The organism is Demequina sp. TMPB413 (assembly GCF_020447105.2).
GTDB lineage: Bacteria > Actinomycetota > Actinomycetes > Actinomycetales > Demequinaceae > Demequina.
Genome location: NZ_CP096184.1, coordinates 1023467 through 1041106, shown reverse-complemented (window position 1 = coordinate 1041106; position 17640 = coordinate 1023467). Strand labels below are relative to the sequence as shown.

Genomic DNA, 17640 nt, shown 5'->3' with positions numbered 1-17640 from the left:
ACTTCACTGTTGTCACCAGAAACGTGAACTGGTGCGTATGGTCTGCGAGGCGCACACTGTCCCCAAGGCACGAGAGGAGCCAGAATGCGCGTGACGCCCGACGCCGACCACGTGGTGCACAGCGGCCACACCACTGACGACGTGACCGCGCTGGTGCATCGTTGGCTTGAGGCCTCTAGGGCCTATCCCACGAGCGGGCCAGCGTCGCTGTTGGCGTCCCTGCTCCGGCAGGACGGTGGGCTCCCCTTCCTCACGCAGTTTGTCGATGGCGTGATTCGTCCAGAGGACCAGCGGGTGGCCGCCAGAAACCTGCAAGCGATCGCGTACGGAGCAAGTGAGTTCCTGCCTGGTTACCAGCGCGCCCTGCTCAAGCTGGGCGCGGCGGTCTCGCGACTCGTACCGCGTGTCGTCGTGACGATAGCGCGGCGCGTCGTGCGCCGCATGGTCTCCCACCTCGTCGTCGACGCCACTCCCAGGCGATTGGGCCCAGCCCTCAGCCGGTTGCGGGCCCAAGGACATCGGCTCAACATCAACTTGCTGGGCGAGGCGGTGCTCGGGCAGGAGGAAGCGGCTAGGCGCCTCGAGCGCACGACGGAACTGATCAGGAGGAGCGACGTCGACTACGTCTCCCTCAAAGTGTCTGCCGCCGTGGCACCGCACAGCCCGTGGGCATTCGAGCGCAACGTCGCGCGCATCGCCGACACGCTGAGGCCCGTGTTCAGGGAAGCGGTGCAGGCAGGCGACGTGTTTATCAATCTCGACATGGAGGAGTACAAGGACCTCGATCTCACGATGGCGGTCTTCACCACCGTGCTCGATGACGACGAGTTTGCGCCTCTCACCGCCGGAATTGTGCTTCAGGCCTACTTGCCGGACTCGATGGACGCCATGAAGCGTCTCCAGGAGTGGGCAGGGCAGCGCGTTGCCCGCGGGGGCGCGCCCGTCAAGGTGAGACTGGTGAAAGGTGCCAATCTGTCGATGGAACGCGTCGACGCGGAGATTCACGGTTGGCCGCTTGCAACGTGGCACTCCAAGGCGGAATCTGACGCTCACTACAAGCGGCTGATCGACTACGCCCTGGATCCCGAGCGCGTTGCCGCCGTGCGCGTCGGCATCGCCGGACACAATCTGTTCGACATCGCCCATGCCCACCTGACCGCCGTGGAGCGAGGGGTGACTGACGCGGTCGACTTCGAGATGCTCTTAGGAATGGCCGAGCACGTCGCCCGAGCGGTGGCGCGTGACGTGGGCGCCTTGCGGCTCTACACGCCGGTAGTCCATCCGCGGGAGTTCGACGTCGCTTTGGCCTACCTGGTGCGCAGGCTCGAAGAGGTGGCCAGTAAGCAGAACTTCCTGTCGTCGCTGTACGACATGGACGGCGAGTCGGGCGCGGACGCCTTCGAGGCGGAGCGCGCGCGCTTCGCGAAGTCCTGGGAACTCGCGAGCAAGCGGGCGGAGTCGACGCACCGTGCCGCGCCCCGTGAGGACGTCCCCGCGAACGGCGCCGTCTTCACCAACACCCCAGATACGGACCCGGCCGTGGCCGCGAACAGGGAATGGGCGCGAGGGATCGCGGCGAGGGCCGCCGCCTCCACGCTCGGAGTCACCGTGCTGAGGGCCGCCAGGGTCGACTCAAGCCAGCGGCTCGACGAGGAGATCGGGGCGGCGCACGCCGGAGCCGCAGGCTGGCAGTCTCTTGAAGCGCACGATCGGGCCGCCGTGCTCCGCCGCGCCGGGGAGTCGCTGGAATCCCGCAGGGACCAGTTGATCGAAGTGATGATGTCCGAAGCTGGTAAGACCCTCGAGCAGGCCGATCCTGAGGTGTCAGAGGCGGTCGACTTCGCCTACTACTACGCAGAGCGCTCCGTTGAGTTGTGGGCGACCCCAGGTGCGACCCCTGTTCCAAGGCGCGTCACGCTCGTGACTCCGCCGTGGAACTTCCCTGTCGCGATCCCTGCTGGCTCCACCCTCGCGGCGCTCGCTGCTGGATCGGCGGTCATTCTCAAGCCAGCCGAACAGTCGGGACGCTGCGCCGCCGTCCTCGCGCAGGCCCTGTGGGATGCGGGCGTTCCACGCGACGTGCTCCGGCTCATCGACATCGACCCTGACGTGATGGGGGAGCGGCTTGTCACCGACGAGCGCATCGAGCAGGTCATCCTCACGGGCGCCTACGAGACGGCGCAGCGGTTCCTCGGCATGCGCCCCGATCTTCGCCTCTTCGCGGAGACGAGCGGAAAGAACTCGATCATCGTGACGCCAAGCGCCGACCTCGACCTCGCTGTCAGGGACGTCGTCGCGTCTGCCTTTGGCCACGCGGGCCAGAAGTGTTCCGCTGCTTCTTTGGTGATCGCGGTGGGATCCGCCGCGACGTCGCGCCGTTTCTTCACCCAACTTCGCGACGCCGTCACGTCAGTGACGTCGGGCCCAGCGTGGGACCTCGAGACTCAGATGGGGCCTGTCATCGAGCCTGTCGCAGGCAAGCTCAGGCGCGCTCTCACGAGTCTTGACGAGGGAGAAAGCTGGCTCGTGGAGCCCGAATCGATCGACGATGCGGGGAAGGCTTGGACGCCGGGCCTGAAGCAAGGCGTCGTGCCCGGTTCATTCTTTCACCTCACCGAGTGCTTTGGTCCGGTGCTCGGGATCATGACGGCGGCGACCCTTGACGAGGCCATCGCACTTCAAAACGGCGTCGACTTTGGGCTCACGGCGGGGATTCACTCGCTGGACACAGCGGAGATCGCGACCTGGTTGGAACGCGTCGAGGCAGGGAACGCCTACGTCAATCGCGGCATCACGGGTGCCATCGTCCAGCGCCAGCCATTCGGCGGCTGGAAGCGGTCCATCGTCGGTCCCGCCTTCAAGGCTGGCGGGCCGCACTATCTCCACGCGCTCACCGACTGGGCTCCCGCACCGATCAACGGCGGCCCCTCCCTGAGTACCGAGGACCGACTTCGCAGGTTCCTCACGGACGCCGAGGCGCCCTCCTGGGTACAGGCCGCTGTCGCGGCCGATGCCGCAGCCTGGGACGACCAGTTCTCCAAGGCGATCGACCGTACGGGACTCGTCTCGGAAGCCAATGTGTTGCGGTACGCGCCCGCCAACACGGACATCCATTGGGACGGCTCTGGGTCCGTCGATGAACTCATCAGGGTGTGTGCGGCCCGCATCAGGGCCGGTGGAAGTGGCGTGCTATCCGCCCCCTCGACGGTGCCGGAGGGCCTCGCCGACGCCCTCAAGGCCGAGGGCATTGCGGTCCTCGAGGAGTCGTGGGAGGAATGCTTGAGCCGTGCACGGCAGCGGCTGGGCGCCCGGATCCGGCTCGTAGCAACGGCGCAGCGCGACGGTCACGGCACGAGCGAGGTGGCGGTCTTCGCTCAACGGGTCACGAGTAGTCCCGCGCTCGAACTCATGCCGTTCCTCAAGGAACAGGCCGTGTCCATCACGACTCACCGCTTCGGAACGCCGTTTGAGGCGGCGAAGCAGGTCGTCGGGTCGTTGTAGGGGAAAGCCTCCTGGCGGCGTAAAGTCGCGCGGCTGCGACGAAGCCCTCATACAAGGGAGCCGACCCTGCGTCGTGCTCGGGGTGCCACTGAGTAGCCACACAGAAGTCGAGCGCCGGATCTTCCACGGCCTGGACCACGCCGTCGTCCCCCCAAGCGCAGATGGTGAGGCCTGCACCCACCTGATCGATCGCCTGGTGGTGGTAGACGGGCACTTCGCGGCGCGCAGGGTGCAGGCGACTGAGAACGGTGTCGGGGACGACGGTGATGGGCATCGTGACGAAGACGCCGTTGCTTCCCTGGTAGCCGGTATGGCCCACGACGTCGGGCACGTGCTGGTGGAGCGTCCCTCCGCGCGCAACGTTGAGGAGCTGCGCCCCCCTACACACCCCGAGCAACGGCATGTTCCTGCTCTGAGCGGCCTCGATCAGCGCGAACTCCCATGCGTCCCTGTCACGCCGCGGCGCATCCGTCTGCGGATGGGGCGGCCTGGCGTACGTGGCGGGATCGACGTCGTAGCCGCCTGCGAGGCACAGCCCGTCGAGGCCCTCCAGCACGAGGTCCGCGTCGCCATCGTTCGCTCGCTGCGGTGGAAGCACCACGATGACAGCGCCGGCCTTCTGGATGGGCTCGATATAGGCCGTCGGCAAGAAGACCGCTTGCACATCGAAGACGCCCATCACGGCTCTTTCGAGGTAACTGCTCACGCCGATCACGGGCAGGCGCTGATCCGTCACTCCCACCTGCCTCTGGCCATCAGCACTTCCTTGAGCAGATCGGCGCGATCCGTCACGATGCCGTCGACTCCAAGGTCCACAAGAGCGTTCATCTGCTCCGGATCGTTGATGGTCCACACGTGCACGTGTTTTCCGGCACCGTGCGCCGCGCGCACGCTTTTCGCAGTGACAAGCCGAAGAGGCCCGGCGGTGACAGGGACCTGCAGAGCGTCGACGCCGCGGAGGGCTCCCGCCACATTCGCGCGGGCTGCGCTGCCAAGAGCAAACGCCGCAGTCTCCCTCGTGCCCGCAGAGGTCGCGACTGGGCGACTGAGCCTGGCGGCGGTGGCGCGCCGCCTTGCCGTGGAGAAGGATGCGAGGCACACCCGGTCGTGAGACTTGGTTCTCTCGATCGCTTCCGCAATGGGCACGATGCCAGACTCGGCCTTGACGTCGATGTTGACGCGCAGCTGGGGCCAGGTGCCTAGGAGTTCTTCTAGCGTCGGGACTGGCTCCTTGCCGCCGATGAGCGCCGCCGTGACCCGCTTCACCGGAAGCTCTGACACCTTCCCCGCGCCATCAGTGGTGCGGTCGAGCGAAGCGTCGTGAAGCGCGACCGCAACGCCGTCCACCGTGCCATGGGCGTCTGTCTCAACGTAGCGGTAACCCAAGTCGACGGCCGCCTGAAAGGCTGCCATCGAGTTCTCGAGTCCCTCGCGAGAGAAGCCCCTGTGGGCGAGCGCGACGATGGCGCCGTCCGTATCGAAGTAGGGATGGGAGCTCATGGCAGAACTGTATCCAGCCACTGCATCACTGTCTCTAGATACAGGGCACGCGGTGCGTCTTGAGACAGGGAGAGCTCGTGGACTCCGCCAGGCACGACGAGTTGATCGACGCGGTCGCCGATGCGTGGAGCCAGTTGGGCGACGGCTGCGACGTCGATGACCGTGTCCTGCTGATCGAGCAAGGGATTGGACGCTACGTCAGGGCCGCTTGAATCCGACCTCGCCACCAGGACGGGCACGCCCACGTGGAGCCCGGCGGCGACCTTCGCACGTGCCCGGCGTGCGGCGGCCAACCACACGGCGCGAACGGGCACCCCTTCCGGGCGCTTGAGCGTGAGGTCGAACTGCCATCGGCCTCCTCCTGAGACGTGTTGGCGTTGGGCATAGATCGACGGCTTGGCGGCGACGATGGTCATGGGGCTGCGCGCCGCGACAAGCGGGAGTGCGAGCCCGCGCACACGCTGCCACGGTCGCAAGATGGTGCCGAAGAGGGGGGAGTCGAGGATGAGTGCGGCAAGTGCGTCGTGCGGCAGCTCGGAGGCCCAGATGGCGGCTGCCAGCCCTCCTGTCGAGTGCGCATGGACAACAAGCGGTAGCCCAGGGTGGAGGGAGGCCAGGGCGGCCACCGCTACGGCGATGCCGTCTGCCTGCTCTGAGACGTCGCTCATGAAGTGCGGGATGTCGCCTGGTCTCAAGGATCGACCGGCTCGCGCCAAGTCCACGGCATAGAAGGCGTGACCGGCATCTGCGAACGCGGCGGCGAGATGGTCCTGAAAGAAGTAGTCGTTGTAGCCATGCACGTGCAACACGACGCTGCGGGGCGCGGGCGGTTGCTGAACGGGCCGCACCAACGTGACGGCACCGACGGAGGCTTGTTCGAAGCCGGAGAGGATATCCGGCACCCAACGGCTCACCATGTCGCCCATCGTCGCAGGGTAGCGGCCCCGTTCGCCGATTCGCAGCGGGGCGGCCACCGTTTGTTCACGGAGACCGGGCACACTGTGTCCATGAGCAATGGTGCCGAGCCTTCTGACCTGCCCGCGGTTCGCGACGCGATGCCCCCATTCGGCGAGGACGCGACAGCCCCTATTCCACGCTCTCGGGTAGCGGCATGGGCGCTGTGGGACTGGGCGACCCAGCCGTTCAACTCCGTGATCATTACGTTCGTCTTCACGGCTTTGTACCTCACGTCTGACAACTTCATCGATCCCGATCTGGTGCCCCTGGGCGAGGGAAACGACGAGTACGACGCCGCGATCGCTCACCTCACCAGCAGTCTTGGGTGGGGAATCACGTTGGCAGGAGTGGTGGTCGCGCTCGTCGCGCCAGTACTGGGGCAAAGGGCCGACGCATCTGGGCGTCGCAAAGCGTGGCTGGGTGTCAGCACGGCATTGTTGGTGGCCTGCATGCTCGGCCTGTTCTTCGTGGAGGCAACACCGCCGTACTTCTGGCTCGGTGTTGGCCTGATCGCCGCGGGGACGGTCGTGAGCGAGGTCGCGGGAGTCAACTACAACGCGATGCTCGTCCAAGTCTCGACGCCGAAGACGGTTGGCCGGGTTTCGGGACTCGGCTGGGGCCTTGGCTACATGGGCGGGATTGTGGCCCTGGTGATCGTCGTCATCGCTGATGGCGCTGCCTGGTGGGGGATGGATACGTCCAATGGCATGGCATACCGCCTGATCGCCGTCGGCTGCGCCGTCTGGACTGTTGCGTTCGGCTGGGCCGTCTTCGTGTTCGTGCCAGAAGCCCCGCGCGCCGATCGCCCCACCGTCGGACTCTTCCAGGGCTACGTGGTGCTGTGGAATGACCTCAAGGACCTCTGGCAGCATGCGCGGTCCACGCTGTGGTTCCTGTTGGCATCCGCCGTGTACAGGGACGGCCTTGCGGGAGTCTTCACCTTCGGCGCGATCATCGCCGCCAAGTCTTTCGGGTTCTCGGACCAGAATGTCATCGTGTTCGGGATCGCTGCGAACCTGATCGCGGGTGCCTCCACGGTGGTGGCGGGCCGCTTTGACGACACGATCGGCCCCCGCAGGGTCATCCTGGTCGCACTGTCGGTGATCATCGCCTCCGGCGTGCTTGTGGTGGCGCTCCAGGCAGTTGGCGCTGTCATCTTCTGGGTGTTCGGTCTCGCACTCAGCGCTTGCGTTGGCCCTGCCCAGGCCGCCTCGAGGTCACTGCTCGCCCGCGTGAGCCCTCAAGGCAGGGAGGCCGAGATCTTCGGTCTGTACGCGACGACGGGCAGAGCTGCGTCGTTCCTCGCTCCCGGCATGTGGGCGCTGACGATCGGGATCACGGGCGCGACCATTTGGGGAACGCTCGGCGTGATCTTCGTCGTGTTGCTGGGCCTGGTGCTACTCACCCAGGTGCGCACCCCGGCCGACGACGGTGCTTCTGCCCGCTTGTGACGTGCAAGGGAAGAGAGGCGGGCTGAGTCTCGTTGCATCGCTCGAGGGGATCGCATACGAGTGAGGAGCATCATGAGCGTCGTCAGCAAGGCCGCAGCACACTGGTCAGGCAACCTGGAAGAGGGTTCCGGCACCACCACGCTGGTGTCGTCTGGACTCGGCACCTTCGACACGTCGTGGAAGGCTCGGTCAGAAGGCTCTCGCTCCACCACGACTCCTGAGGAGCTACTCGGCGCGGCCCACTCCGCGTGCTATTCGATGGCGATGTCGCACGCGCTCGGCGGCAAGGGCATGGCGGCTCAGGCGATCGATGTCACCGCCAAGGTCACCTTCGTGCCAGGCGAAGGAATCACGCACATTGGTTTGAGCGTGTCAGCAGATATCCCCGGTCTTGACGCCGCTGAGTTCGCTGAACTTGCAGAAGAGGTCAAGGGGGCCTGCCCCGTGTCGAAGGCACTTGCGGGCACAACGATCGAGCTCACCGACGTGACTCTCGCCTGAGCGGGTATACCGAGGGGGGTATGCTCGTGGTATGCACCTCTTCGTGACGGAACTGCGCCGCTGGCCCGCCAAACGTTGGTGGTTTGCGGTCGGCACGGCGGTCGCTACCTATCTGGTGATCGCCTTACCCACCGCGCTCATTGACAACCCCGTCTTCGGCAGGGAGGTGCCGCCGACGCCATGGGCAACAAGCGCGCTCCTCGCCAGTTCTCTTCTTGCTGGGCTAGTAGCGGCCACCTATGTTGCCGGGCCCGATGCGGCACCGCGCAAGCGAGAAGGGCGTCTCGGCTGGGCAGGCGGGCTCGTGACGTTTTTCGCCGTCGGCTGCCCGGTATGCAACAAGCTCGTGCTCATCGCTTTGGGATACACGGGAGCGATCCAGTACTTCGCTCCCGTGCAACCCTTCCTCGCAGCGGCGGCGATTGTGCTCCTGGGTTGGGCCTTCGTTGCCAGAGTGCGGCGCGAGAGCTCGTGTCGGATTCCGGTCAGGTCGCGGGTTTCTATCGACGCTTGAGCGATCGGTCACGGTACCGTGCAGGTCATGCGCGTGCTGAGTGAGTTCGCCCAAGGAGTCGGGCTCTATTGGCGGGGAGTGCGCACCTGGAGTGCCGATCCCAAGCTCATGGCGCTCGGGCTCCTCCCCGGCGTCATCACCATGGCCGTGTTTCTCACCTTGTTGCTCGCGCTCGTCTGGGCCTTGCCTGACGCCACCGCGTGGATTGCCGATGCTCTGGTGGGGGAGCGTAGCGACTTCCACGGCATTGTCCAGTGGGCGGCAGGTTTCGCCCTTGTCGGCGCAGGAGTCCTGCTTGCGGTGTACACCTTCGTGACCGTGACGTCAGTGGTGGGGCAGCCCTTCTTCGAGAGGATTGCGCACAGGGTCGATGAACGGCTCGGCCCTGTGCCGGAGGCCCCTGCGTGGCCGTGGTGGCGCAACGCAGCGAGAGGTGTGGGAGAGGGCGCCCGCCTGATGTTGCTCACAGTGCCGCTGTCGATAGGCCTGTTCGCGGTGGGAATCGTCCCTGGCGTCGGCACTCTCGCATCATGGATCGGCGGCGCGCTTCTCGGCGGATGGTTCGTGGCCCTCGAGTTCACAGCAATTCCGTTTGAGCGCAGGGGCCTGGTGCTGCGCGACCGCAGACGCATCCTTGCCTCGCGACGTGCACGAACCCTCGGCTTCGGGGCGATGGCCTTCGTCATGTCGGCGCTTCCGCCCCTCGCGGTGCTGAGCATGCCTTCGGCGGTGGCTGGCGGAGCATTGTTGGCGCGGCGTGCGCTTGACGAGGCCGAGTCGGCCAGTACCAACGGCTAGGTGGTGCTCGCAGCGGGACGCAACGAGGCCTCGAGAGCTGCCACCTCGCCTTGGCAGGATTCGGGTGCGGCGTCCCTTCCAATCTCGATGAGTTGGTTGGCGATCGCGGCGCGCTCCTCTTGCGTGGCGACATGACTGAGCTCGCTGCCGATCGCCTCGACGTACGCCGGCTCGGCCACGAGGGCCGCGCGCGCACCCGCGTCTGTGAGGGTGACCCATGTGCCCCTGAGGTCGGCGTCGCAGTCGATCCTTCTGAGGAGGCCCCGCTTCTCCATCCGCGTGATCTGATGCGATGTTCGGGATTTCTCCCAACCCAGCATGTCCCCAATCTCGCGCGGGCGTGCCCGCTGATCAGGTGACGTGACGAGCGCGCTCAGGATCTCGTACTCGGACAGGGAGATCCCTGCCGCCGACTGGAGGTGCCGCTCCACGCCGACGGTGACCTGGCGTGTCGCCAGGTGCAGCGCGCGGAAGAGCGCGACGTCGCTACCCGGCGTGAGTTCCATGGTGCAAGATTAGCCGCGGTGGGTGACGCGTCAAGGAGTACCGCGGTCAGGCCCTGTCAGGCCCCAATAGTGTGGGTGGCATGCGAGCACGCCATCCCTTAGCCAGGATTCCCGTCGATGACTTGATCCCTCGCTTCACCGAGATTCGGCACGACGCCGGAGTGGAGGTGGGCAGAAGCGCAGCGGTGCTCGCTGAAGTCGTCGAAAGGGAAGACGATCCTGACCACATTGTGGGCGTGCGCGTCGACCTGACCGACGTGCCCTTTGTCACGATTGACCCCGCTGGCTCGCGCGACCTTGACCAAGCGATCCACCTTGAACGGGCCGGCGATGGCTGGCGAGTTCGCTACGCCATTGCCGACGTCGCGGCGCACATCGTGCCTGGCGGAGCGCAGGACGAGGACGCTTGGAGTCGAGTCGAGACGGTCTATTGCCCCGATATGAGGGTGGGGCTCCACCCTCCATCAATGGCGGAGGGCTTCGCGTCTCTTCTTCCACTTCAGCGCACCAAAGCGGTGGTGTGGGATCTTCTGGTCGCGGCAGACGGGCGCCTCACGTCCACTCACGTGAACCGAGCATGGGTCACGTCGGTGCGCCAGTACTCGTATGACGAGCTCGCATCGTCACCGCCATCCGAAGCGGCCGAACTCGTTGCACTGATGGGAGAACTGGGCGCGGTGCGTCGGCGCGTACTTCGCGAGGCTGGGGCCGTCTCGCTGCCCAAGCCAAGCCAAGAGGTGACTCGTGACGAGGACGGGCTTCATCTGGAGTTTCGTGCGGCGCGGGCAATCGAAGACGACAACGCACAGGTGTCTCTGCTCACGGGGATGGCGGCAGCTCGCATCATGCTCGACGCTGGCATAGGCGTGTTGCGCACGATGCCAGCCGCGAGCGATGCAGCCGTTGAAAGGCTGAGGCGCCAGGCCTTGGCTCTTGGCGTTGATTGGCCGACAGGCGCGAGCTATGCCGATGTCCTCGACACGGTCGATGCGTCGTCCGCGCAAGGCGCCGCCTTCCTTGCTGCGGCCGTCTCGCTGTTCAGGGGGGCGTCATGGGAGGCGTTTGACCTCGTTAAGGGCCTCTCGCTACCCGACGTCACCACTCACGGCGCGCTCGCCGCTCCCTACGCCCACGTCACCGCGCCGCTGCGCAGGCTCGTCGACCGCTACGGGACCGAGATTTGCCTCGCCCACCAACAGGGCGAGCGTCCGCCGCACTGGGTGACGGCCGCACTGCCGCGACTTGGCGTGGCCATGGTGACTGGGGTGCGTAAGGGCGCGCAGGTGGATAGGGCGTGCATCGACGCACTTGAGGCAGCGGTGCTCGCACCGCATGTGGGCGAGGACTTCGAGGCGGTTGGCATCGACGAGGACACCATCCAGCTGTCGCAGCCAGCCGTGGTGGCGCGTTGCACAGGGGACGTACCGGTTGGCGAGCGGCTGAGCGTGAAACTCGTCCAGGCCGACGTCCGGGAGGGGGTGCGGTTCGCCTTCTTGGCCACGTTGGTTTAGGCGGCCGTCGACACGGGCCGATATCGCGGTGCGCGAACGAGCGCGCTCGGTATGGCGATGGGCGGGCTGGCGAGGTAGTTTCGAACTACCCCAACAGAAGGAGGCGTCATGGCAGAGGACACGACTCTGAGTCGGCACGAGGTCTTTGAGCAAATCCGCGCCAGCGAGTTGGCGAGGGGAGCGTCGGAGGACGACGCCGCGCGCGTCGCCGCCGAGAAGGTTGACCACGTCATGGAGGTGAAGAAGGCGGAGAAGTCGCAGTAGCGCTGCACGCTTCCTTGCCATCTACGATGGCCTCATGCTGGCCGCCGACTCTCCTGCGTCATGGTGGCGGCTGAACGCCACGGTTCCCAACGCCATCACGGTGTTGCGCATCGTACTCATTGGCGTGTTTGTGGTGCTGCTGGTGCGGCACCAGGACGGTTGGGCCATTACCGCGCTCGCTGTCGCAGGCGTGAGCGACTTTGTCGACGGCTATCTGGCGAGACGATGGGGCCAGACGTCGGAGTTGGGACGGATTCTCGACCCCGCAGCTGATCGCCTCCTGACCGTCGCCGTCGTGCTTGGATTGGCCTGGCGGGACATCATCCCGTGGTGGCTCGTGGCTGTACTGCTTGCCAGAGACGCCGTCATGGCCATCGCACTGCTGTGGCTCGCTCGCCTTCACCGCCCCACTCCCGTCGTGACGTTCCTTGGGAAGTCCGCAACTGCCGCGCTATACGTCTTCCTTCCACTGTCGTACTTGGCATTCGACCGCTGGGACGGCGTCCACGCGCTCGCCGTGTGGGGAGCAGCGGGCGCCGCCGTCGCATACTGGGGTTCCGCTGTGCAATACCTGGCACAAGTACGTCGCACAGGTTCCATCCCCGCGACAACGCCCTAGAATGGTCCAAAGAAAGGAGGCGCCATGTCATATGACGAGTCGCCAGTCGAGAGGACGATGTCGCTCGGCTCGCATTTGCCCGCCGACGAGGCAGCCCCAGCGCGCCTCAGCAATCAGGATCAAGTAGCCGTCGACGCACTGTCGGAGGATCACGCTCTGCTTGTGGTTCATCACGGGCCGAACGCTGGCGCACGCTTCTTGTTGGACGTTGACCTGACGACGGCAGGCCGGTCGGTGTCTTGCGACATCTTCCTTGATGACGTCACCGTCAGCCGGGAGCACGCCCACTTTGTGCGTACAGGAACCGACTTTCTGGTCCGCGACGCGGGTTCGCTCAACGGCACCTACGTCAATCGCGAGCGCGTTGCCGAAGCGCAGTTGGAGGAGGGCGACGAGGTCCAGATCGGAAAGTACCGCCTGACCTTCTATCCCGGCCGCAGGCACTAGGCACCGTCGTGAGTGAACCGGCGCCTGAGGTCACGTCGGCAAGCCACCAGCCGCCTCGCACGACCTGGCCCCATCAGTTATCTCATGATCCGACCCTGCGGGTCGGTGACGTTCTCGCGGCTCTCCGCATCGACTTCCCGTCGCTCAGCACCTCCAAACTGCGCTTTCTCGATGCCCAAGGTTTGGTCGCGCCCGACCGCTCGCCGTCTGGGTATCGGCAGTACTCTCACGCCGACGTTGAACGGGTCCGCTTTGTGCTTCGCCAGCAAAGAGACGCCTACGCTCCGCTGAGCGTCATCAAGGAGCGGCTCACTGCGCTGGACGAGGGTCTGGCGCACGAGCCTTTGTCGCTGGCAGCAGCGGGTGACGGCTCCGATGGCACGATGTCCATTTCCGACGCTGCCACGTTGGCAGATACGGAGCCGTCGGTGGTGCTCACGCTCGTTGGCGAGGGCGTCGTGTCGGCTGTGTCGCCTGGCGTCTTCAATCGGTCGTCGGTTCCGCTCATTGCGGCGTGCGCGCGCTATCTCGAGTCGGGGGCCGATGTTCGCGAGTTGCGCGCACTTGGTCGGGCTGCCCGCCGCGAGACCGAGGCGGCTGCCACTGCGGCTGCTCCGTTAAGAAGACGGGACGACAGGGCCTCGGAGCATGCGGCGAGCGCCATCAGGATCGAGGCTGCGGCGGCGCTGTTCGGCGCGTTGCTGCGTGATTCGGCAGGGGACGGCGAGTAGCGCGCCCGATCACGGACGACACGCGGTAGCGTGAAGTGCCGAGGTCGTTGATTCGGAGGGCTTGAAACCCTAACGTTAAGGTCGAAGGTGAAGGAGGGTCATGGCAGACGCCGACATCCCCGCACGCGACCAAGGCGTGCTGTTTGACGACGGCCTGACCTCCATCGACGAACACGCGGGCTACCGGGGACCGGCCGCGTGCAAGGCGGCGGGAATCACGTACCGCCAACTCGACTATTGGGCGCGCACCGGGCTCGTGGAACCGACCGTGAGGTCGGCTACCGGTTCAGGGACGCAGCGCCTGTATGGCTTCCGGGACATCCTCGTACTGCGAGTGGTGAAGCGACTTCTTGATTCGGGGGTGTCTTTGCAGCAGATTCGCAGCGCCGTCGAGCACCTTCGCGAGCGGGGTGTCGAGGATGTCTCGCGCATCACGCTGATGTCCGATGGCGCTTCCGTCTACGAATGCACCTCGGATGATCAGGTCATCGACCTGGTCCAGGGTGGCCAGGGAGTGTTTGGTATCGCGTTGGGAAAGGTCTGGCGGGAGTTGGAGGGCTCTCTCGCGAGCCTTCCCGCCGACCGGGGGAGCAGCCAAGAGTCCGACGCCTCGGTGGTCGACGAACTGGCCCAAAGGCGCGCCCGCAAGGCGACGGCCAGCTGACGCACGGCAGGCGCCGCTCGTTGCGGCGCTCGTCCTGACAGCAACAGCGTCGGACGTGTGGCCGCGTCGTGCACTGTCCGCCACGACCAGCGGAGACTTCATAGGCCCAAAGTCGGTCGACAACCGTGAAGACGCCCTCCCCAGAAAACTGGCAAGATAAAGCCAACGTCGAAGGGATACCAATGTTTTCTAAGGTCCTCGTTGCCAACCGCGCCGAGATCGCCGTCAGAGCGTTCCGTGCTTCGTTCGAGAACGGAGCCAAGACGGTCGCGGTCTTCCCCTACGAGGACCGCATGTCCGAACACCGCCTCAAGGCGGACGAGGCCTACCAGATCGGCGAAAGGGACCACCCGGTGCGGGCATATCTCGACGTCGACGAGATGATCAGGGTCGCCAAGCTCTCTGGCGCCGACGCGGTGTACCCCGGCTACGGATTCCTGAGCGAGAACCCCGAACTTGCGCGCGCTTGCGCCCGGAACGGCATCACGTTTGTCGGCCCACCAGCCGAGGTTCTCGAGATGGCGGGGAACAAGAAGACGGCCATCGACTCAGCGAAGAGCGCTGGCATTCCTGTGCTTGCGTCCACGGAACCAACGACCGACGTTGAGACCCTGCTGGGCGAGGCCGACGCGATCGGATTCCCGATCTTCGTCAAGGCCGTCGCCGGCGGTGGAGGGCGCGGCATGCGTCGGGTCGAGCGCAAAGAGGACCTCAAGCCGGCCCTGAAGGCTGCGATGCGGGAGGCTGAGGCCGCGTTTGGCGATGCGACCGTGTTCCTGGAGCAGGCCGTCATTCGCCCCCGGCACATTGAGGTGCAGATCCTTGCCGACGCAGAGGGCAACGTCGTCCATCTGTACGAGCGCGACTGCTCTCTCCAGCGTCGTCACCAAAAGGTCGTCGAGATCGCGCCAGCTCCCAACCTTGATCCGAAGGTGCGTGAGGCGCTGTGTCGGGACGCCGTGGCGTTTGCCAAGTCAATCGGCTACGTCAACGCAGGCACTGTCGAGTTCCTGCTTGATACAGAGGGCGAGCGGGCTGGCCAGCACGTCTTCATCGAGATGAACCCGCGCATCCAGGTGGAGCACACCGTGACAGAAGAGGTCACCGACATCGACCTCGTGAGTGCACAGTTGCGCATCGCGTCAGGCGAAACGCTCGAGCAGATCGGCATCCGGCAGGAGGAGATCCGCACGAATGGCTTCGCCATTCAGACGCGGATCACGACGGAAGACCCTGCCAACGGCTTCCAGCCGGACACCGGGCGCATCGTCGCATACCGAAGCCCGGGAGGGGCGGGGGTGCGCCTCGACGGAGCCACTGGTCTCGCTGGTGGCCGGATCACCGGCCACTTCGACTCCATGCTCGTCAAACTGACGTGCCGCGGCAGGGACTTCCCGATGGCAGTGAGCCGCGCTCGGCGCGCTCTCGCAGAGTTCCGCATCAGGGGAGTGGCCAACAACGTGCCGTTCTTGCGGGCGGTGCTGGAAGACCCTGAGTTCTTGGCAGGGGACTTCTCGACGCGCTTCATCGAGGAACGCCCTGACCTGGTGGCGGTGTCGCAGTCGCAGGAGCGCTCCACCAAGCTCCTTGCCTATCTGGGCCACGTCTCCATCAACCGCCCGCAAGGCGAGCCTCCGCTCATGATTCGCACGGCGACAAAGCTGCCGACCCTCGATACCAGCGCGGACATTCCCGCCGGAGCATTGCAGCATCTGCGAGCAGTGGGGCCCGCTCAATTCGCTGCAGACTTGCGGGCACAAAAGGCGCTGGCCGTCACCGAGACCACGTTGCGCGATGCTCACCAGAGCCTCCTTGCCACGCGGCTGCGTACTTTCGACATGTTGCAGTCCGCTGAGCACGTGGCGCGCATGACGCCGCAGTTGCTGTCGGTCGAGGCGTGGGGCGGGGCGACGTACGACGTGGCGATGCGGTTCCTCAGCGAGGACCCGTGGAAGCGCCTAGCGGCGTTGCGGGAGGCCCTGCCGAACCTCCCGATTCAGATGCTGCTGCGAGGCCGCAACACGGTGGGATACACGCCTTACCCCGACGAGGTCGCCCACGCCTTCGTACACGAGGCCGCGGCCACTGGTGTTGACATCTTCCGCATTTTCGACGCGCTCAACGACATCGATCAGATGCGTCCCGCGATCGATGCCGTCTTGGAGACGGGCACTGCGGTCGCCGAGGGCACGCTGTGTTACACGGCCGACCTCACGAACCCTGGCGAGAAGCTCTACACGCTCGACTACTACCTGAAGCTCGCCGAGAAGCTCGTGGAGTCGGGCGTGCACATGCTCGCGATCAAGGACATGGCGGGGTTGTTGCGACCACCAGCGGCGCACACTCTCGTGACCGCTCTCAGGAAGAACTTCGATCTTCCCGTCCACCTGCACACTCACGACACCGCAGGCGGCCAATTGGCCACGCTTCTTGCCGCTAGCGACGCCGGAGTGGACGCGGTTGACGTCGCCAACGCCGCTATGGCAGGAACGACCTCCCAGCCGTCGATGTCCGCACTCGTGGCCGCTCTCGAGCACACGGAGCGGGACACTGGCTTGTCGCTCGAGGCGGTGACGGACCTCGAGCCGTACTGGGAAGCGGTAAGGCGCCTGTACGCGCCCTTCGAGTCAGGGCTGCCAGGACCGACAGGGCGGGTCTACCGGCACGAGATTCCAGGCGGGCAGTTGTCCAACCTGCGTCAGCAAGCGCTGTCGCTTGGCCTGGGCGAGCGTTTCGAAGACATCGAGAACATGTACGCGGCCGCGGACAGAATTCTCGGCCGTCTGGTCAAGGTGACGCCGTCGTCAAAGGTGGTAGGAGACCTGGCGCTGCACCTCGTAGGACTAGGCGCGGACCCCAAGGACTTTGCCGAGAACCCAGGCTCTTACGACGTCCCTGACTCGGTCATCGGCTTCTTGCGCGGCGAGTTGGGCGACCCGCCAGGCGGATGGCCCGAGCCCTTCCGCACGAAGGCACTGACCGGCAGGGGAGAGGTGAAGGCGAAGGCGGAGCTCAGCGACGATGACAAGGCCGCCCTGGCCGAACCTGGCGAGGTCCGTCAGCGTCGTCTCAACCACTTGCTCTTCCCCGCGCCTGCCGACGATTTCGACAAGGCGGTGGAACTGTACGGCGACATCTCCGTCATCGACACGTACCACTACCTGTATGGGATGACCCCTGGCAGTGGGGAAGAGGTCAACATCAGGATGGAGAAGGGCGTGACCATGTTGGTCACCCTCGAGGCGATCGGTGAGCCAGACGACCACGGTTTGCGGTGGGTGATGTTCAACTACAACGGCGCGATTCGCCCCGTTCAAGTGGCTGACCTCTCGGCAGAAGTCAGCGTTCACGCTCGCGAGAAGGCCGACGCGAGCGTCCCAGGGCAGGTGGCCGCTCCGTTCGCCGGCGCCGTCACACCTTTGGTGGCCGTCGGAGATACCGTGGAGGCAGGCGGTTCTGTCGCCACGATCGAGGCCATGAAGATGGAGGCCTCGATCACGACTCCTGTCAGCGGGAAGGTGTCAAGGGTCGTGGTGAGTGGGACGGAGCCCCTCCAAGGCGGCGATCTCGTCGTCGTCATCGAAGGGGAGTAGTCCTAGGGACTTTCGCCAGTATTGTCCCTGGTACTTCCGATCCATCTGGGACCACGGGACCTTTGGCATGGGCCTGTGCAAGA

At 65.6% G+C, this 17640-nt stretch carries 16 protein-coding genes; 12 read left to right on the top strand and 4 right to left on the bottom strand.

The genetic code is table 11. The annotated features are described in order from the left end of the window. The first annotated feature begins 84 nt into the window (after nucleotides 1-84). Nucleotides 85-3501 (top strand): proline dehydrogenase family protein, encoded by a 3417-nt coding sequence (locus LGT36_RS05050; protein WP_226097517.1) that lies wholly within the window; start codon nucleotides 85-87, stop codon nucleotides 3499-3501. On the opposite strand, the gene LGT36_RS05045 is transcribed toward LGT36_RS05050, so the two are convergent. From LGT36_RS05045 to LGT36_RS05035, 3 genes are read right to left on the bottom strand one after another with little or no spacing between them, the layout of a single operon-like run. After that, nucleotides 3440-4237 carry a gamma-glutamyl-gamma-aminobutyrate hydrolase family protein gene (locus LGT36_RS05045; RefSeq protein ID WP_226097518.1) on the bottom strand — a complete coding sequence of 266 codons (798 nt, stop codon included), beginning with the start codon at nucleotides 4235-4237 and terminating at the stop codon, nucleotides 3440-3442. The genes LGT36_RS05050 and LGT36_RS05045 overlap by 62 nt on opposite strands. Continuing rightward, the gene (locus LGT36_RS05040; RefSeq protein WP_226097519.1) at nucleotides 4234-5001 is read right to left on the bottom strand and encodes a glycerophosphodiester phosphodiesterase; all 768 of its coding nucleotides are present in this window, start codon (nucleotides 4999-5001) and stop codon (nucleotides 4234-4236) included. Before LGT36_RS05040 ends, LGT36_RS05045 begins: the two co-directional genes overlap by 4 nt. Continuing rightward, the gene (locus tag LGT36_RS05035; protein ID WP_226097520.1) at nucleotides 4998-5927 is read right to left on the bottom strand and encodes an alpha/beta hydrolase; all 930 of its coding nucleotides are present in this window, start codon (nucleotides 5925-5927) and stop codon (nucleotides 4998-5000) included. The genes LGT36_RS05040 and LGT36_RS05035 overlap by 4 nt, the downstream gene beginning before the upstream one ends. A gap of 81 nt (nucleotides 5928-6008) precedes the next feature. Between LGT36_RS05035 and LGT36_RS05030 the strand changes: the two genes are divergently transcribed. The 4 genes from LGT36_RS05030 (at nucleotide 6009) to LGT36_RS05015 (ending at nucleotide 9222) form a co-directional block, all read left to right on the top strand. Next, entirely contained in the window at nucleotides 6009-7409 is a 1401-nt protein-coding gene (locus LGT36_RS05030) for an MFS transporter (RefSeq protein ID WP_226097521.1), read from the top strand. A 72-nt stretch (nucleotides 7410-7481) separates the two neighbouring features. After that, nucleotides 7482-7910, top strand: coding sequence for an OsmC family peroxiredoxin (locus LGT36_RS05025; RefSeq protein ID WP_226097522.1), 429 nt, complete (start codon nucleotides 7482-7484; stop codon nucleotides 7908-7910). A gap of 31 nt (nucleotides 7911-7941) precedes the next feature. After that, the gene (locus LGT36_RS05020) at nucleotides 7942-8424 is read left to right on the top strand and encodes a hypothetical protein (RefSeq protein WP_226097523.1); all 483 of its coding nucleotides are present in this window, start codon (nucleotides 7942-7944) and stop codon (nucleotides 8422-8424) included. A gap of 27 nt (nucleotides 8425-8451) precedes the next feature. Next, entirely contained in the window at nucleotides 8452-9222 is a 771-nt protein-coding gene (locus LGT36_RS05015) for an EI24 domain-containing protein (RefSeq protein WP_226097524.1), read from the top strand. Here LGT36_RS05015 and LGT36_RS05010 read toward each other — a convergent pair. Continuing rightward, nucleotides 9219-9728 carry a MarR family winged helix-turn-helix transcriptional regulator gene (locus tag LGT36_RS05010; RefSeq protein WP_226097525.1) on the bottom strand — a complete coding sequence of 170 codons (510 nt, stop codon included), beginning with the start codon at nucleotides 9726-9728 and terminating at the stop codon, nucleotides 9219-9221. The two genes, LGT36_RS05015 and LGT36_RS05010, sit on opposite strands and share 4 nt — an antisense overlap. Nucleotides 9729-9808: 80 nt before the next feature. Between LGT36_RS05010 and LGT36_RS05005 the strand changes: the two genes are divergently transcribed. The 7 genes from LGT36_RS05005 (at nucleotide 9809) to LGT36_RS04975 (ending at nucleotide 17557) form a co-directional block, all read left to right on the top strand. Next, entirely contained in the window at nucleotides 9809-11239 is a 1431-nt protein-coding gene (locus tag LGT36_RS05005; RefSeq protein ID WP_226097526.1) for an RNB domain-containing ribonuclease, read from the top strand. Nucleotides 11240-11347: 108 nt separating this feature from the next. After that, nucleotides 11348-11503: a hypothetical protein gene (locus tag LGT36_RS05000; RefSeq protein WP_226097527.1), complete on the top strand. Its 156-nt coding sequence runs from the start codon at nucleotides 11348-11350 to the stop codon at nucleotides 11501-11503. 34 nt (nucleotides 11504-11537) lie between these two features. Continuing rightward, nucleotides 11538-12122 carry a CDP-alcohol phosphatidyltransferase family protein gene (locus LGT36_RS04995; RefSeq protein ID WP_226097528.1) on the top strand — a complete coding sequence of 195 codons (585 nt, stop codon included), beginning with the start codon at nucleotides 11538-11540 and terminating at the stop codon, nucleotides 12120-12122. Nucleotides 12123-12146: 24 nt separating this feature from the next. Further along, a complete protein-coding gene (locus LGT36_RS04990) occupies nucleotides 12147-12569 on the top strand; it encodes an FHA domain-containing protein (RefSeq protein ID WP_226097529.1) in 423 nt (140 codons plus the stop codon). Between the two features lie 8 nt (nucleotides 12570-12577). Continuing rightward, a complete protein-coding gene (locus tag LGT36_RS04985; RefSeq protein ID WP_226097530.1) occupies nucleotides 12578-13300 on the top strand; it encodes a MerR family transcriptional regulator in 723 nt (240 codons plus the stop codon). 100 nt (nucleotides 13301-13400) lie between these two features. Next, nucleotides 13401-13964 carry a MerR family transcriptional regulator gene (locus tag LGT36_RS04980; RefSeq protein ID WP_226097531.1) on the top strand — a complete coding sequence of 188 codons (564 nt, stop codon included), beginning with the start codon at nucleotides 13401-13403 and terminating at the stop codon, nucleotides 13962-13964. A gap of 182 nt (nucleotides 13965-14146) precedes the next feature. Beyond that, nucleotides 14147-17557, top strand: coding sequence for a pyruvate carboxylase (locus LGT36_RS04975; protein ID WP_226097532.1), 3411 nt, complete (start codon nucleotides 14147-14149; stop codon nucleotides 17555-17557). Nucleotides 17558-17640 lie beyond the last annotated feature (83 nt).

Coding starts and splice junctions, on each gene's coding strand:
- LGT36_RS05015 (WP_226097524.1), top strand. CDS start 8,452: ATGCGCGTGCTGAGTGAGTTCGCCCAAGGAGTCGGGCTCTATTGGCGG.
- LGT36_RS05035 (WP_226097520.1), bottom strand. CDS start 5,927: ATGGGCGACATGGTGAGCCGTTGGGTGCCGGATATCCTCTCCGGCTTC.
- LGT36_RS05020 (WP_226097523.1), top strand. CDS start 7,942: ATGCACCTCTTCGTGACGGAACTGCGCCGCTGGCCCGCCAAACGTTGG.
- LGT36_RS05005 (WP_226097526.1), top strand. CDS start 9,809: ATGCGAGCACGCCATCCCTTAGCCAGGATTCCCGTCGATGACTTGATC.
- LGT36_RS04990 (WP_226097529.1), top strand. CDS start 12,147: ATGTCATATGACGAGTCGCCAGTCGAGAGGACGATGTCGCTCGGCTCG.
- LGT36_RS05040 (WP_226097519.1), bottom strand. CDS start 5,001: ATGAGCTCCCATCCCTACTTCGATACGGACGGCGCCATCGTCGCGCTC.
- LGT36_RS04995 (WP_226097528.1), top strand. CDS start 11,538: ATGCTGGCCGCCGACTCTCCTGCGTCATGGTGGCGGCTGAACGCCACG.
- LGT36_RS05030 (WP_226097521.1), top strand. CDS start 6,009: ATGAGCAATGGTGCCGAGCCTTCTGACCTGCCCGCGGTTCGCGACGCG.
- LGT36_RS05010 (WP_226097525.1), bottom strand. CDS start 9,728: ATGGAACTCACGCCGGGTAGCGACGTCGCGCTCTTCCGCGCGCTGCAC.
- LGT36_RS04975 (WP_226097532.1), top strand. CDS start 14,147: ATGTTTTCTAAGGTCCTCGTTGCCAACCGCGCCGAGATCGCCGTCAGA.
- LGT36_RS04980 (WP_226097531.1), top strand. CDS start 13,401: ATGGCAGACGCCGACATCCCCGCACGCGACCAAGGCGTGCTGTTTGAC.
- LGT36_RS05050 (WP_226097517.1), top strand. CDS start 85: ATGCGCGTGACGCCCGACGCCGACCACGTGGTGCACAGCGGCCACACC.
- LGT36_RS05000 (WP_226097527.1), top strand. CDS start 11,348: ATGGCAGAGGACACGACTCTGAGTCGGCACGAGGTCTTTGAGCAAATC.
- LGT36_RS05025 (WP_226097522.1), top strand. CDS start 7,482: ATGAGCGTCGTCAGCAAGGCCGCAGCACACTGGTCAGGCAACCTGGAA.